The sequence below is a fragment of the Neobacillus ginsengisoli genome (genome assembly GCF_030813055.1).
In genome coordinates this window covers 517,215-533,029 of sequence record NZ_JAUSTW010000004.1, presented here as the reverse complement: position 1 = coordinate 533,029, position 15,815 = coordinate 517,215, and the positions used below count along the sequence as shown (strand labels likewise).

The following is a 15,815-nucleotide window of genomic DNA, read 5'->3' as shown; positions in this document are numbered from 1 at the left end:
CCTCGAAAAGGGGAATTTAACTTAAAGGGTTGTTTGATTAACAATAAATACCCATAATCCATTATTTTTTAGGGTAACAAATTGTAAAGCAAACCTGTCCATTTCGATTTTCGACCTTAATATTTCCATGATAAAAATTAACAATTTTGTGAGAGATACTTAAACCTAGCCCAAAATTTCCCTTATCCCCTTTATAAAGGGATTTGAAGATTTGATTTAAATCTTTTTCAGAAATTAAAGGACCATCATTCCTTATTTCAATCATCCAGGATGAACCAGAATCCTTTAATGATACTTGAATAATATTCTGTGCATACCTAAGTTGATTTTCTAAAATATTTTCAATAGAGACTCGGATACGATCTGGGTTTCCTAACAAAACGGCTGGTTTTGATTCAATATTCAATATCCAAGATAAATCTGGATTCACTGCCTGAAAATTAGCAATAAGATAGGTTAATAACTTATCGAGATATACATCCTCTCTTTCTTTGTCATTGTCTAAAACATAATCAAGTGTATTTAAATACAAAACCTGTTTAATTTTTTTCTCAAGACGGACGGCTTCATTTTTAATAATGGAAGCTGATTCTTCGGCAGAATCTTCATACATTCCATCAATAATCGCTTGAGCATAGCTCATAATGACCATTACAGGTGTTTTTAAATCGTGCGAAATGCTTTGCAGAAATTTTTTTTCTTCTTCATCCGCTAATTTTAATGCATCTTTCATTTCCTTCATGGCTTTTGCTAATCGTCCGATTTCATCCTCACTTTTTAAATCAAGGTCATGATCCCACTCTTTATTGGCTATTCGTTTTGTGTAGCCTTCTAATTGTTTTAGCGGTTTAGCAATATTGTTTGCAATGACCTTTGACAAAGGTAAACTCAATAGAATAACTAAGATCCCAATCATGATAACTTGAAGCAAATTTTGCTTGTTATCGAGTGGTAGATATGAAATTAAAAACGATTGGTCTGTTATATGACTAATTTCAATCAAATAAGGTTGATCATTAATGGTTTCCTTAAGACTTTGATGATCGTTATTGGTGATTAAATCACCCATCTTTATCATTAAAGGATTATCGGATTTTTTTTCGTTACCAGTAATAAAAGTGATTTGCTTATTCTGTTTATCAAAAACAAAATGATAGGTACCTTGGTGATTAACAAATCCGATTATTTCCTTATTGAACTGGTTTTGTGTCAACGAATTCAATACAAGTTGATGTGTAAGATGCAGCGAATGCGTTGCTTTATCTTCATCGTTATGTTTAATAATAAAAGTAAATGCAAGAGAAATAATGAACACAATCGTAAAAATAATGACCGATATAATAAACCAAATTCTCAACGTAAGTGATTTAAATTTCATCATTTACCTACCAATTTGTAGCCAAACCCATAGATGGTTTCAATGTTCATTCTGGCTAATTTCTTTCTTAATCTTCTTATCGTATCATCTACCACACGGTCAGATCCGAAATAATTATCGCCCCATACTTTTTCGAGTATTTGCTCCCTCGACACCACCGTATTGCTGTTTTCAATAAAATAAAGCAGCAGGGTGAATTCTTTATTGGTCAATATGATTTCCTGACCATCATCAAAGATTGTCCGCTGCTTTCGATCAACAAGGTAGTCTTCTAATTGGGAATCAGCGGAATGTTCTTCTTTATTGCTGTACAATCGTTCTATTAATTTATTCGTTCTGATCACTAACTCCCTTGGCAAAAAGGGCTTTGATAAATAATCGTCACTGCCTAATTCTAACCCTACTACTCGATCCAGTTCCTGATTCCTTGCCGACATAAAGATGACGGGCGTTTGAGGATTATACTCCTTTATTGCTTTTATTAGTTGGTACCCATCAATATCTGGCAGCATAATATCTAAAATCCAGAGTTCGGGTAGGTCGTGAACCTTTTGAAATGCTGATTCACCGTCAAAGAAGGATACCACATTGTATCCTTCTTTTTCTAAGTATTTTTTAATTAAATGATTGAGATGTTCTTCATCTTCAACCAAATAGATTGTAACCATTTGCAAACCCCCTTAACCATCTTAGTATGGAACTGCATTGAATATGGATTAAACAATAAGCATAATATTACTTTCATTGCTATATCAAACCAAAACTTAAATTTATTTATTCTATTTCCCCTCCTAAAACCCTTGTTGCTTTCTATTCATGAGTATAGATAAGAATTTCTGTGAAATTATCGTAGAAATATGTGAAAAATATGTGTTAATACTAAACTTTTTAAAAAGGAAGGAAATGCAGGACTTGGATTATCTATTGCCAAGAGGATTGTTGAAGCTCAATCATGGAATGATTGAAGTCGAAAGTGTTGTTGTTAAAGTAGTACATTATCGTGAAAAATAGAAGAAGTACCAAGAACATGTCCATCTATCAGGAAAATCCCCAGATGGAAATATAATCTTTTTTTCGCTCGTTGTAATTTAATATAATTTTAAGAAATGTAGTCTATACTATCCTTATTTAAAGGGGGAAAAGAAATGAATGCACGGGAAATCAGGGCCCCGAAACATGGATGGATTCCCAAAAAGGAACGTATATGGGTAATCGTGGCAATTGTTATAGCTGCCACGTTTATGCTTTGGGAACTTAAGGGGCTATTACAGCTTTCATCAGCCACTTTACACAGCAGGCAGTTCGAACATACTTTTAAAGATTTTGGCTCCAATGCAAGAATTGGCTTATTTTTTGTACTGGCTTATTATGTGCTTCTCCGTGTTATAAGGCTTCGTACATTGAATAGTCTTGGCAATGTGAAAAAATGGTTGGCCACTTTGCTGCGCTTTGCCCGAAGATGGCATACTCCGATAGCGATTATCGCGATTGCTTTTATTATCTTGCATGCGGTAGCTGTCTTTATGCATGGCTTTAAATTTGATTTTAACAATTTAAGTGGGCTGCTTGCCTTGCTTGTACTTCTTCCAGTTCCCTTTTCGGGACTATTTCGATATCAGAGGCTGGATCGAAAGTGGCATTTGCGGTCTGGAGTGGCATTTGCCGTTCTATTTTTAATCCATTCTTTTTTATAATCAACCTTGTATCAGCCAATTAAGTTCAATTAAATCTTTATGAATTTAGGGCATCCAAAATGGGTGCTTTTTTATTTGCCGTTAGAACTGCACTATAAGATAGAAACTGAATCCTGTTGAGTAAACGGATAAAATTCTATTAAGGTTTGGCTCTGATAATCAATGGGAAGTCAGACCTTTTAAATTGTACTCGGCATGGGTCCTATCGCTAGTGAAACAAAGTTAACTCAAAAAGCAAAAGGATGAATTAGCATCAAGTAATATTTTAAAACAATAGCCTAGTCTTTTGTGCCAAGTTAGCAGGTTTTATTTTATCACATATTTTTCACACATTTCTTCGATAATTCCAAGGAAATTCCTCTCTATACTCATGAATAGAAAGAAACAAGGTTTTAGGAGGAATTAATTTGAAAAAGAATTATATAAAAATTGTGCTAGATTTACTGATGGCAGTAACTTTTGTGCTGCTAATGAATCCAAGGGTATTAAATGGTTTGCCGTTTCACGAAATTGCAGGTCTGGTAATAGGAGTAGCTATTCTGATACACATTGGATTGAACTATCGCTGGGTAATCAATACAACCAAAAAGATTTTTGACCCTAAACTCCCCAAAAAAACCCGATTTAGTTTTCTGTTAAATGTACTGCTATTAATTTCGATGGCAACGGTCATTATAACGGGTATATTAATTTCGAGGGTAGTTTTTCCAAATCTTGCAATTCAAGGGGGACACTCGATTCGTGGTATCCATAGTTTCTCTGCTGATGCAACACTTGCGTTAGTTGGACTTCATATTGGGGTACATTGGCAATGGGTAATGAGTAGTTGTAAAAGAGCGTTTAAATCGAAGGAAGGAAAACTTAGGAAGGGTGTTATTGCATCAGTGGCACTATCAATCGCCATTTTGGCAGGAGGAATTCAATGGTTTTCCTCAACAGCTACTTCAAACAATGGTCTTATTAATCAGAAACAAATGCAGCAAAGCGGCGGGGGGCAGTCATCTATTAATAGGAACACAGGGAATATAAGCAATATACATCAAGGACCGCCTAATGGAGATTTTCATGGGAAAGATGTACATGGTAGTGGTGGCAGCCCATTCCTCGTTGTGCTTAACTATTTTGCGATTTGGGCAGCAATTATAATTCCTACTTATTATCTGGAAAAGCGAATCTTAAGGAATAAAAGAAAATCAAGAAAAGCCCATCCTCAAAATGCATGATAACTAATAAATTACTAGAAGAAAAAAGTCAATACGTAACGAATAATAAATGGTTTTTATTAAGATTTTTTCAACACATATTTTTCAAATATTTCTACGATAATTCCGTTGAAATTCAACGCTATAATTTTGATACCACTCAGGAGGAACTTGATGATGTATAAATATCATTTCAATTCAATGAGTACGATTGTACAAATATCGATAAACCATGAAATGTTTGCAAATGATCTTATGCCCGTTTACAAATTATTTTCATCTGTTGAAGACACATGCAGCAGGTTTAAAGAAGATAGTGAATTATCCCGGTTAAATCAACAAATTTGGAAAGAAGTCGAAGTATCGAATCAATTTTTTATCATTCTAAAAGACGCATTAAAATTTTATAAGGAAACAAAGGGAGTATTTAATCCTGGTATAATGTCGGCAATTGAAAGCAGCGGCTATACAAAATCCATTGAGTTTATAAAGGGGCGGGAATTGGGAGCTTCCTCCCTTTCAGCCCTGGAGGTTAGCAAAATTCAACCTTATCAATTAAATGAGGATAAACAGACAGTTGTCTTGCAAACTCGTATTGATTTAGGCGGGATCGCCAAGGGCTGGGTTATTGACCGTGCAGCAGATGTATTTACAAAATATGGCTATGGTTTTATTAATGTCGGCGGAGATATTCGGATTTTTGGAAGTTTACCAAGACCTTTAAATATTGGAATTGAAGATCCATATGATCCGACAAAAATGGTCTCCTCCATCCAAGTTTCCGATGGGGCAGTAGCAACTTCTACCTCCATGAAAAGAAGATGGAAGATGAATGGCAGAAGTAAGCATCACCTTATTGATGCAATAACAGGAGAACCATCCGCGAGTACCATTATCTCTTCAACCGTTACGGCTCCAACTGCTTTAGAAGCAGACGTATTTGCAAAAGTCACTCTTTTATTGGGGGAAGAGGACGGGAAATCCTGGGTTTCCAGCAAAAAGAATAAAGCGATCATCATTAATCAAGCGAAAGAAATTTGGAGGGGAGGTGAATAAAATGGAATCACTTGAATGGTACTCTATTCGAGCAACAGGAACAGTAGCCTATCTATTATTATATCTGGCAGTATTAACTGGACTTTATTCTATGGTTCAGAAGAAACGGAAAAAGAAAATAACCAACATCCTTTATCTCCATGAAGTTCTTTCGGATTGGTCATTAATTCTTACATGCGGACACTTAGGGATTTTGCTGATTGATTCCTACTTCCCATTTAAACTGTCTGAAGTGCTGATCCCATTTGCCAGCGGCTATGAAACTATTTCAATGGCAATGGGGACGATTGGCTTTTATTTCTTAATCATAACGATTCTCACATCAAAATTCCGGAAGAAAATTGGTTATCAAAGGTGGCGGAAATTGCATGCTCTTAATCCAATACTCTATATTTTAGTAACTTTACACGGTATAATGAGTGGTACGGACTTCCAAGGAACGATTTTGGCAGTCGTTAATTTAGCTCCACTCATTATTATGGCCGGAATGTTGCTTTCGAGTAAGAAAAAGCTAGTTGAAGCACATTAAACACATATTTTTGGACAACAACTCCCTTAAAGTAATAGAATGTAAAGAAGGCAATTAATATATAGAAAAATGAAAACTTTTGAGGTGAAGATTATGCAACTGACTTTAGTAAACCCGAAAAATAAAATAGAAGACAAAAGGTCAACAACATTTTCAAGAACAAATCCATTTCAAGCGAAAGTTCTCAAAAATGTAAATTTAAATGGAGCTGATTCTTGTAAAGAAACGAGGCATATCGAGTTATCATTAAAAGGATCTGACCTTTCCTATGTACCTGGTGATGCCCTTGGTATTATCCCTTCAAATGATTCAGAACTAGTCGCTTCTCTTCTCGAGGAAATGAAATGGGATCCAGAAGTGACTGTGACCATTAATAAGCAGGGTGATACACTCCCATTAAAGGAAGCGCTAATAACACAATTTGAAATTACATTATTGACAAAAAAAATTATGCAGCAGGCAGCAGGATTTACAGAAAACGAAGAGTTACAAAAGCTTGTATCGGCTGAAAATATAAATCAACTGAAAGAATATATCAATGGGCGTGATTTGCTTGATTTGTTACATGATTTCGGCCCTTGGAACGCAGATGCACAGGAGATTGTCTCTATACTAAGAAAAATGCCGCCAAGGCTCTACTCTATTGCCAGCAGTTTAACCGCCCATCCTGATGAAGTGCATTTGACAATTGGTGCGGTTCGTTACTCTTCCCACGGAAGAGAACGCAAAGGCGTTTGCTCGGTTCAATGTGCGGAGCGCACAATAGAAGGAAATATGCTTCCTGTATTCATTCAAGCAAATAAGCACTTTCATCTTCCGGAATCCCATGAAAAAGATATTATCATGGTCGGTCCGGGAACAGGAATCGCCCCCTTCCGTTCTTTTATCGAGGAGCGCGCCGTAAATCAGGCTGCGGGAAGAAGTTGGCTGTTCTTTGGAGACCGGCATGCAACAACGGATTTCCTTTACAAAGACGAATTAGACCAATTCCAGAAAGATGGGGTTCTAACACGATTAGAAACAGCTTTCTCCCGCGATACTGCGCAAAAAGTTTATGTACAGCATAAAATGCTTGAAAATAGCAAAGAATTATATGCGTGGCTCGAAAATGGATCCTACTTCTATGTATGCGGGGATAAAGATCTTATGGCAAAGGATGTCCACAACGCACTAATTGACGTGATTGAAAAAGAAGGCTCCATGAGCCGGGAAGATGCCGAAGCGTATCTAAACGATATGAAAAAGCAAGGGCGCTATCAGCGCGATGTGTATTAATAGAACTTTCAAATTCTTTTTTTTAAGAGTGACTTTCTTCCGCGATTAGTGGCCAAAGGAGTCACTCTTTTTTTTACCCTTTTTTACGTATAAAAAAAGGCTGTTGACCTCTATCTTAAGGAGGGTAAGGGGTTTAGAAATGTTGCTAAAGAATTAGGAATCGACAATTCAGAGGTACGACGTTGGGTTAAACAATTTGAAGTTGAAGGAGTCAATGTAATTGAAGAAAATGCGGGATTGCCTACGTATCCAAAAGGTTATTACAAGTGGATTGGACGACAAGAGTGCCTCCCTGAAAAACAGTTAAAGGATGAGGAAATAAAGAAAAAGATTAGGTATGCCATACAAAGCTTAAGTGGTTTTATTACTACAGAAGAATGTATCCTTGATTTAAAACCGGCTAAATGGTCTAATATTATCTGAGAGTAACAAAACTAAGTTAGAAATTGAGGGACATCAAGTTGAAAAGTAAATCTCAATACTGGTTAGTCCAGATCCTGTTGGTTTTATCTATTATTTTTGTTTCTTCAAAGGTCTCTTTCTTATTCCAGCCTATAGGTATCTTTATTTCAACATTATTCTTTCCGATTCTCATCGCAGGATTTCTGTTTTTCCTGTTAAATCCAGTGGTTAATTTTCTCCATCGTAAAAGAGTACCAAGATTCATAGCGATTCTAATTATTTATATAGTGGTTGTTGGAATCTTGGTTTTAATAATTGGGAACATAGTTCCATCTATTAGTAAGCAGATTACTGCTCTTGCCATGGCACTCCCCGAATATGCTAATAAAACCATTGATTATTTTAACAAGCTAGCTCAAACATCCGAATTTAAATGGGCCATAAACGCACAAAAAAATCTTTTTCAATCTTTTGAACAAAAGCTTATTAGCTTCGCCAATACTATGCCGGAGAGGATTACTTATAGTATTACCAATATAATTGGTGTGATTGCAAATATAGCAGTTATTCTTGCCACAGTGCCTTTTTTGCTGTTTTACATGTTAAAGGACGGTTATAAATTGCCAAAAGCACTGTCTAAATTATTCCCTGCTGCTTTCAGGGAAGAGGGTATGACAATTTTAAAAGAGACAGGTGAAACTCTTTCGACCTATATACATGGACAAATAGCTGTTGCCATTGCGGTTGGAACAATGACGCTTATTGGATATCTTATAATCAACTTACCATTTGCACTGGTAATGGCTTTAGTAGTGGCAGTTACATACTTTATTCCTTATATTGGTCTGATTCTTGGAGCAATACCTGCAGTAATCGTAGCTTTATTCGATTCACCGACCAAGGTCCTGTTTGTAATGATCGTGCTTATAATTTCACAACAAGTTGAATCAAATGTGATATCACCCCTTATTCTTGGTAAAAGTCTTGATATCCATCCTGCTACAATCATCATAATACTCCTTGCGGCTGGAAATCTTGCTGGTGTCTTAGGAATGGTTTTAGCCGTACCAACTTATGCAGTTTTTAAAACTATTGTCTTAAATACAATTAAATTTTTTAAGGCTAGGAAAAAAGCATCTACCTAAGCCGGATAGTTATAGTATATTGCTATGTGCGTACCATTAAACAAAACTGTTCCTATTAATAAGTCGGAAATAGTTGGAAGATTATTTCTCTTCAGTATTATTAAAAGTACGGGGCATAAGGGTCATTTTTACAGTTTAAATCTACTGTCATAATAGGATAAAAAGGAGGTTATTATAACCATATATGCCTTACAAAATGTTGGGTGGATGGATAAAAAAAGAAGCGGAGGATACCCGCTTCTTTTTGCTTAATTTTTATCAACTTTTTATTATATAAGTGATCCATCAGGGGTTCATATGATGGTTATGGTGTAATGTTGGCTTGGTCAAGAAGTAAGCGTTTCAACGCATGCATTCTGACACTCGTTTTCTAAATTTTATATACCTTTTTACAATAAACTTTAGTTCATTCGGAATATCTGCCTATTGATTAAGTTTATGTATTTCACGAGCCATTGATTCTAAAATGTAAACAACAGGTACTTGTGTAGTAATATTTGCTTCTTCAAAAAATTCCTCAGTTACATAATACGGAATGTTTATATCAGAGATTTTTGCGATGGTTGAGAGTTTATTGTTTGTAATACTAATAATTTTACTTCCTTCTTGTTTAAGTATATTAAGATGAGTGACTGTAAAATTATTTTCTCCTGAGACAGATAAAGCAATGGTTACGCTATTAAGCATGAGTTTGGAGTGAATCGGAAAATGAGGGTCTTTAATATACATTGAAAATTTACCTAAACTTGAAAAATATCTCGCACCATATTCAGCAAGAATGCCTGAGCTTCCTATCCCAATAAAAATAACATTATCTGCTTTGGTAACAAGACTTGCAGCTTCCCTAATTTTTTCTTCTATATCACCTTTTAACGTCCGCTCAAAAAACTCTACTACCGAATGTTGGGAACTTTTTATAATAGTCTTTTTATTCTCTTCTATATGCATTTTTAGCTTTATTTTAAATTCGGAAAAACCCTCACAATTTAGTTTTCTACAAAAACGTAAAATCGTTGCTGTTGATACATGGGTTTCATCTGCTAGTTCGCGAATTCTCATATAAGCCACTTTATCACGATTTTGACAAATATAGTTGTATAAAGAAGTTTCTAACTCATTGAAAGAAGCGATTATGTCGTTTGAAAACATTTATGTGGGATTCTCCTTCTATAATAAATAAAATACCTTTATCCTGCTAAAAAACCTCAATAACCTCATTTTAACATAACTATTCCATATGAAACATAGTGTTACATTTATGTAACGAATAACTTCCTTCGTTATTAAATACTAGATACTCTTCACTTATTTACTATCTTGCTAAAGGTGGTTAATATTCCTTTGTAGTCTTTTTCTTTTCTTTATAAGAAGAGAAAATTATAAATTTACACAACAAACAAATATTAATTAATATAAATTTCGGGAGGTAATCAAATGAGAAAATATCAATTCCCTGAAGGTTTTTTATGGGGAGGGGCTACTGCAGCCAACCAAATAGAAGGCGGATTTTATGAAGGGAATAAAGGGCTAAATATTGCCGATGTTCTTCCGGGTGGAAAAGAGCGGTATAAAATATTAATGAATCCAGGTTTTGATTTTAAAATCCATCGAGATCAATACTACTATCCAAATCATGAAGCGATTGACTTCTATCATCGGTATAAAGAAGATATTGGGTTTTTTGCGGAAATGGGTTTTAAGGCATTCCGTATGTCGATTGCCTGGACAAGAATTTTTCCAAACGGCGATGAGTTAGAGGCAAATGAAGAGGGGTTGGCTTTTTACGATGGTGTGTTTGATGAATTGCATAAACATGGTATTCAACCAGTAGTAACCCTTTCTCACTATGAAATGCCCCTGCATTTGGTTAAAGAATATGGCGGCTGGAGAAACCGTCAAGTGGTGACGTTCTTTGAAAGATATGTAAAAGCAATTTTCAATCGTTATAAAAATAAAGTAAAGTTCTGGATGACTTTTAATGAAATCAATAGCAGCTTGGTGATGCCGATTCAAGGTCTTGGTTTTTCAATTCAAAAAGAAGAGGATAAATACCAGCCCACCTTCCAGGCATACCATCATCAATTTGTTGCAAGCTCCATTGCGGTCAAAGCATGCCATGAGATCATTCCGAACTCTAAAATTGGCTGTATGATTCTCTTTGCACCTGTATATTCCTTTGATTGCAACCCAGAAAATGTCATGTATGCTCTTCAAGAAGAACAGCTTTTCAATTACTTTTGTGCAGATGTGCAAGTACGGGGTGAGTATCCATCTTTCATAAAGAGATACTTTAAAGAACATCATATCGAATTGGAGATTCAAGAGGGTGACTTAGAATTAATAAAGGAAGGCACTGTTGACTATATTGGCTTTAGTTATTACATGTCCCGCACTGAGAAGAAAGTGAAGACAGATGCTGAAAGTGCACAAGGGAATCTTATTGGCGGCATAAGAAATCCGTTCTTAAAAGCGAGCGACTGGGGCTGGGAAATTGACCCGGAAGGATTACGCATCAGTTTAAACAAATTATATGATCGCTACCAGAAACCGCTATTTGTTGTAGAAAATGGGTTAGGAGCCTATGACAAAGTAGAAGAAGACGGCACGATCAATGATACCTATCGAATTGACTATCTTCGTGATCACATTAAAGCAATGAGTGAAGCCATTGAAGATGGGGTTGAATTAATAGGGTATACAAGCTGGGGCTGTATTGATATGGTAAGTATGTCGACAGGTGAGTTCTCTAAACGTTATGGTTTCATTTATGTAGATAAACATGACGATGGCAGTGGTTCATTAAAGCGCATGAGGAAAAAATCCTTTTTCTGGTATAAAGATGTTATCGCAACAAATGGAGAGCGACTCTACTATTAAATAAACGCAATGAAGCTGGCCCAAAGGTTGTTAAAAACCATTTTAGGGGTCTAGCTTTTCTTCTGTTTTAATAATTTATATCTTAAATCACAATCAAACGACAACAGATCACACAGCTAGCAACAATAATTGAAAAAAAGGCGCCTCGCGCCTTTTTTATTTCAGTGATAATACCCATTTTGCCATTGCCGGATTATCTTCGTCTTTCACAAGACCTGCTGGCATCCGTCCACCTTTTCCGTTTTTCAGGATGTTTTTATTTCCTTTAATTTTTTCTTTTATTTCGGCTTTTTTCTAAACTTTATATAAGGCAAGCCAGGCACCCCATCACGATTACTTCCTTTATAGGGTAAGTTTTTTAATTATTTCACAAAAAGGTATCATTGCATTTTAATACATTCGACTCTTTATAGGAATATTCTACATAATATTACAAATATATTACATTACACACCGTTTCGTTGTCTTTGATCAATTCTGAATTTAAACTATATATGAGTCCGAATAATTTTAGGTAAGAAAAGGTGATTATATTATGAACGGGAAAGCATTAAAATATTCGGTATCGGTTGCCGTTTTAGCCACTATGATGCAAGCAACCCCTACTTTTGCAAGTCCGGTAGATTCACCGGTACAAGGACAAATCAAAGCGACACAAGGACAAATTGATGACCTTGAAACAAAGATTCAAAAATTAGACAACCAAATTATCATAGGAATGGATAAAAGCCAAAAACTAAACGATGCTATTAAAAAACAACAAGGACAAATTGGAGAAACAAAGACTGAAATTGAAACAGCCAAAAAAGACTTTGAAACTCACAAAGAGCTCTATTCAGAACGACTAAAAAGCATTCAGGAACAAGGACAACTGCCAATTATCACCTACGGAGAACTTTTGCTTTCATCTAAGGATATATCCGAGTTTTTAACTCGCTCTACTGCTGTTATGCAATTTCTTCAAAGTGACTCCGAATTAATGACTTCTTTAAATGAAAAAGAACAAACGTTAAAAGATGCAGAGCAACAATTACATAACGAATTAGACAAATTAAAAAAAAGTCAGGATCAATTGGCTTCTGAACAAAAAAAAATTGAATCCGATAAACAAGAAGTTCAAAAAGAATTGGCAGCTTCGAAATACACTTTACAACAACAACAGTCTCAACTGGCACAACAACAAGCACAACAACTGGCACAACAACAAGCACAACAACAGGCACAACAACAGGCACAGCAACAGGCACAACAACAGGCACAGCAACTGGCACAACAGCAGGCACAGCAACTGGCACAACAACAGGCAAAGCAACAGGCACAACAACAGGCACAGCAGCTGGCACAACAGCAGGCAAAGCAGCTGGCACAACAACAAGCACAACAACAGTCTCAGCAAAAGTCTCAACCGCAATCTTCAGTAAACAACGCTTCAATATCAACCCCATCGACTGTTGGAGCCAATCTAACAGACTCAGAAAAGGCAAATAGGGTCATTGCGTATGCTGAACAATTTTTGGGCGTTCCTTACGTTTGGGGTGGGACAACGCCAAGCGGATTTGATTGTTCAGGATTAATGCAATATGTTTTCCATTCTGTAGGTGTCAATCTTCCAAGAGTGGCAGAAGATCAGCAAAATGTTGGAACAATAATTTCTCCGAGTCAAGTACAGCCAGGCGATTTAGTATTCCAAGGTGATCCTGCTTACCATGTCGGTATGTACATTGGAGGTGGGAAATGGATACAAGCCCCGGAAACGGGTGATGTTGTGAAAATTTCTTCTTATAATCCGTCTTCTTTTTCAAGTGCTTCAAGAGTATTGCGTTAGAGATGCGCATTGTTGAAAGGAGTGAATAGTAATTAGCAAATCAATTCCAGAGATCACACTTAATGACGGGGGTACTTTGCCAGTTATCGGTTTAGGTACATATAAACTTAAGGGGAATGATGGTGTTAATTCTATTCAAAGTGCAATTGATATTGGCTATCGACTACTTGATTCTGCTTATAATTATGAAAACGAAGGAACTGTTGGTGAAGCCGTTAGACGCAGTTCTGTACCCAGAGAAGAATTAAGAATTACATCCAAGTTACCAGGGCGATATCAAGAGTATGAGAAAGCTGTTGCTGCCATTCAAGAGTCCTTATATCGTGCCAACCTAGATTATTATGATGTATATCTAATTCATTGGCCAAACCCTAAACAGGATAAATATGTGGAAGCTTGGCAGGCATTAATTGACGCTAAAAGAAGTGGTCTTATTCGTTCTATTGGTGTTTGTAATTTCCTACCTGAACATATTGAGCGTTTAGAAAAGGAAACGGGCGTTAAGCCAAGCATCAATCAAATAGAATTACATCCATTTTTCAATCAAGCACAACAAAGAAAGTGGCATGAAGAGAATAACATTATAACTGAATCTTGGAGCCCATTAGCTCGAGCAAGTGAATTGTTACAAAATGACACGATTCAAAAGATTGCAGACCATCATAACAAGTCTGTTTCACAAATTATTTTACGTTGGCATTATCAACTCGGGGCAATTTCAATTCCTAAGTCTGCATCTCCTGCACGTCAACTTGAAAATATATCAATTTTTGACTTTTCCCTAGATGATCCAGAAATGAGCATTATTACAGGATTAACTCGTTCTGATGGCAGGCTTAACAATCAAGATCCTGCTCGGTATGAAGAATTTTAAGCCATTACAGAGAGTAAAACATTAGTAGCGCACCTCCAATATGAATAAGGGATGCGCTTTATTTTTAGCAATGCGAGATAAGAGTTCAAATTAAAAACAAACCGTTGAAAAAAATACATAAAAGGACGATATTCCAATGGAAAATCGTCCTTTAATGATCTTGCTCTTTCAGCTTTTTCACCAATTTTATAAATAACTCCTCATTTTTTTGATCAAGAGCTACATCAATCTGCTTTCTTAATAGCTCTTTCTCGCTTTCTTGAATGACTTTTCCGATTAATTTATCCACTTCATTTGCATCACGCTGACTTTGTTCATATTTTCGAATATTACTTGACAGGTCTTTTTCGATTAATTGTAAATATTGATGATTTAACATTTTACCACTAAAATGAATAATAATATTGACTTTCTCTGATGGGTTCATCATAAATTGATTTAATACCATCGATACATCCTCCGTTTTACCTCGTTTATAGTAATAAACAAATGCCGGTTCATCTGAATTAACACTGGAAATAACAATGTTTTTTTCACCTTGTATTACTTTTTCAGTAAAGGTAACATTTTCAATAATAGGAAAATGATTAATGATATATTCTATTATTCTGCGAGCATCCGTACGTTTCAGTCGATTATTCTCTAAGAACCATTTTAGGAAATTGCCTTTTTCAATGGATGAAACCCATTTTTTCATAGAAACACACCCACTTTTTCTATTTCCCTTATTTTAACATGGTGTGGTTAATACCGCATTAATCCAACTTACTTTTCTAGTGGAAAATACACAAAGCAAGACAAAGTATCAAAGGCTTTATGGAATTAAGTCAATTTAATAATACAATCACCGAGAACTTTGTTATCCCATTCTAATGACAAATGATCTCCGTCAAAAACTTGTTCAACTCCTTCTGGTGTTCCAGTATAGATGAGGTCACCTTCACCTAATCCAAAGTGAATGGAGGTGAAATCAACGATTGTCTGCAAATCAAAAATCATATTTTTAATATTTCCTTGCTGAACCTTCTCTCCATTTTTAATTAGCGTGAAGTCCCTTTTTTTTATTTCGTCGATTCCAGGAAAAACAATGAAATTACTCACAACAGCCGAATTAGGGAATCCTTTTGCAAGCAGCCATGGATACCCTTTTTTCTTTAGTTCACTTTGAACATCTCGTAAAGTAAAATCGATACCAATTCCCATACTGTCTATAACTTCATCTACTTTCAGGCCTTTTTCATATTTTCTTCCAATCCGTATTACGAGTTCAGTTTCAAAATGGACAGAGCCACGATTTCCAGGCAGGTGAATCTCCTGGCCATTGGCTTCCACAAAGGCATGAGTAGGCTTAGAAAATAGAAATGGGGAAGTAGGTACCTCATTGTTTAATTCTCTTGCATGAGCTAGATAATTTCGACCAACACAATAAATATTTCGGATCTCACTCATATTGGATCCCTCTCTTTCGATAGATTTGATTTCTTAGCTTTGAATTCTATAATGTTACAAGCGGTATCCGTTGAATGACCTATTCGCTAACATAGTTACCCTACAGCAT

Annotated in this window: 14 protein-coding genes and 1 pseudogene; 10 read left to right on the top strand and 5 right to left on the bottom strand. The window is 35.8% G+C overall.

Translation table 11 applies throughout. The annotated features are described in order from the left end of the window. Positions 1–61: 61 nt before the first annotated feature. Both J2S10_RS14950 and J2S10_RS14945 read right to left on the bottom strand, forming a co-directional pair. Positions 62–1,378: a sensor histidine kinase gene (locus J2S10_RS14950; RefSeq protein ID WP_307409114.1), complete on the bottom strand. Its 1,317-nt coding sequence runs from the start codon at positions 1,376–1,378 to the stop codon at positions 62–64. Beyond that, entirely contained in the window at positions 1,378–2,046 is a 669-nt protein-coding gene (locus J2S10_RS14945) for a response regulator transcription factor (protein WP_307409112.1), read from the bottom strand. Before J2S10_RS14945 ends, J2S10_RS14950 begins: the two co-directional genes overlap by 1 nt. A gap of 477 nt (positions 2,047–2,523) precedes the next feature. Here J2S10_RS14945 and J2S10_RS14940 point away from each other — a divergent pair, with 477 nt between their 5' ends. The 7 genes and pseudogenes from J2S10_RS14940 (at position 2,524) to J2S10_RS14910 (ending at position 8,681) form a co-directional block, all read left to right on the top strand. Continuing rightward, positions 2,524–3,072 carry a hypothetical protein gene (locus J2S10_RS14940; protein WP_307409110.1) on the top strand — a complete coding sequence of 183 codons (549 nt, stop codon included), beginning with the start codon at positions 2,524–2,526 and terminating at the stop codon, positions 3,070–3,072. A gap of 407 nt (positions 3,073–3,479) precedes the next feature. Next, positions 3,480–4,295: a DUF4405 domain-containing protein gene (locus J2S10_RS14935; RefSeq protein WP_307409107.1), complete on the top strand. Its 816-nt coding sequence runs from the start codon at positions 3,480–3,482 to the stop codon at positions 4,293–4,295. A 153-nt stretch (positions 4,296–4,448) separates the two neighbouring features. Beyond that, positions 4,449–5,330: an FAD:protein FMN transferase gene (locus tag J2S10_RS14930; RefSeq protein WP_307409105.1), complete on the top strand. Its 882-nt coding sequence runs from the start codon at positions 4,449–4,451 to the stop codon at positions 5,328–5,330. A 1-nt stretch (position 5,331) separates the two neighbouring features. Continuing rightward, positions 5,332–5,859: a ferric reductase-like transmembrane domain-containing protein gene (locus J2S10_RS14925; protein ID WP_307409103.1), complete on the top strand. Its 528-nt coding sequence runs from the start codon at positions 5,332–5,334 to the stop codon at positions 5,857–5,859. 93 nt (positions 5,860–5,952) lie between these two features. Continuing rightward, complete coding sequence (locus tag J2S10_RS14920) at positions 5,953–7,134, top strand: sulfite reductase subunit alpha (RefSeq protein WP_307409101.1); 1,182 nt, start codon at positions 5,953–5,955, stop codon at positions 7,132–7,134. A gap of 108 nt (positions 7,135–7,242) precedes the next feature. After that, positions 7,243–7,557: pseudogene (locus J2S10_RS14915) on the top strand (hypothetical protein); the annotation flags it as partial. 38 nt (positions 7,558–7,595) lie between these two features. Beyond that, positions 7,596–8,681 carry an AI-2E family transporter gene (locus tag J2S10_RS14910; protein ID WP_307409099.1) on the top strand — a complete coding sequence of 362 codons (1,086 nt, stop codon included), beginning with the start codon at positions 7,596–7,598 and terminating at the stop codon, positions 8,679–8,681. Between the two features lie 423 nt (positions 8,682–9,104). Here the strand turns inward: J2S10_RS14910 and J2S10_RS14905 are convergent, their stop codons facing one another. Continuing rightward, a complete protein-coding gene (locus J2S10_RS14905; RefSeq protein WP_307409097.1) occupies positions 9,105–9,830 on the bottom strand; it encodes a MurR/RpiR family transcriptional regulator in 726 nt (241 codons plus the stop codon). Between the two features lie 285 nt (positions 9,831–10,115). Between J2S10_RS14905 and J2S10_RS14900 the strand changes: the two genes are divergently transcribed. The 3 genes from J2S10_RS14900 to J2S10_RS14890 all read left to right on the top strand — a co-directional run bounded on the left by J2S10_RS14900 (position 10,116) and on the right by J2S10_RS14890 (position 14,257). Further along, positions 10,116–11,558 (top strand): glycoside hydrolase family 1 protein, encoded by a 1,443-nt coding sequence (locus J2S10_RS14900; RefSeq protein ID WP_307409095.1) that lies wholly within the window; start codon positions 10,116–10,118, stop codon positions 11,556–11,558. Positions 11,559–12,093: 535 nt separating this feature from the next. Next, positions 12,094–13,383: a C40 family peptidase gene (locus J2S10_RS14895; protein WP_307409094.1), complete on the top strand. Its 1,290-nt coding sequence runs from the start codon at positions 12,094–12,096 to the stop codon at positions 13,381–13,383. Positions 13,384–13,414: 31 nt separating this feature from the next. Next, the gene (locus tag J2S10_RS14890; protein ID WP_307409269.1) at positions 13,415–14,257 is read left to right on the top strand and encodes an aldo/keto reductase; all 843 of its coding nucleotides are present in this window, start codon (positions 13,415–13,417) and stop codon (positions 14,255–14,257) included. Between the two features lie 151 nt (positions 14,258–14,408). Here the strand turns inward: J2S10_RS14890 and J2S10_RS14885 are convergent, their stop codons facing one another. Next, positions 14,409–14,954, bottom strand: a complete 546-nt coding sequence (locus J2S10_RS14885; protein WP_307409092.1) for a YpiB family protein — start codon at positions 14,952–14,954, stop codon at positions 14,409–14,411. Positions 14,955–15,079: 125 nt separating this feature from the next. Then, entirely contained in the window at positions 15,080–15,706 is a 627-nt protein-coding gene (locus tag J2S10_RS14880) for a fumarylacetoacetate hydrolase family protein (protein WP_307409090.1), read from the bottom strand. Positions 15,707–15,815 lie beyond the last annotated feature (109 nt).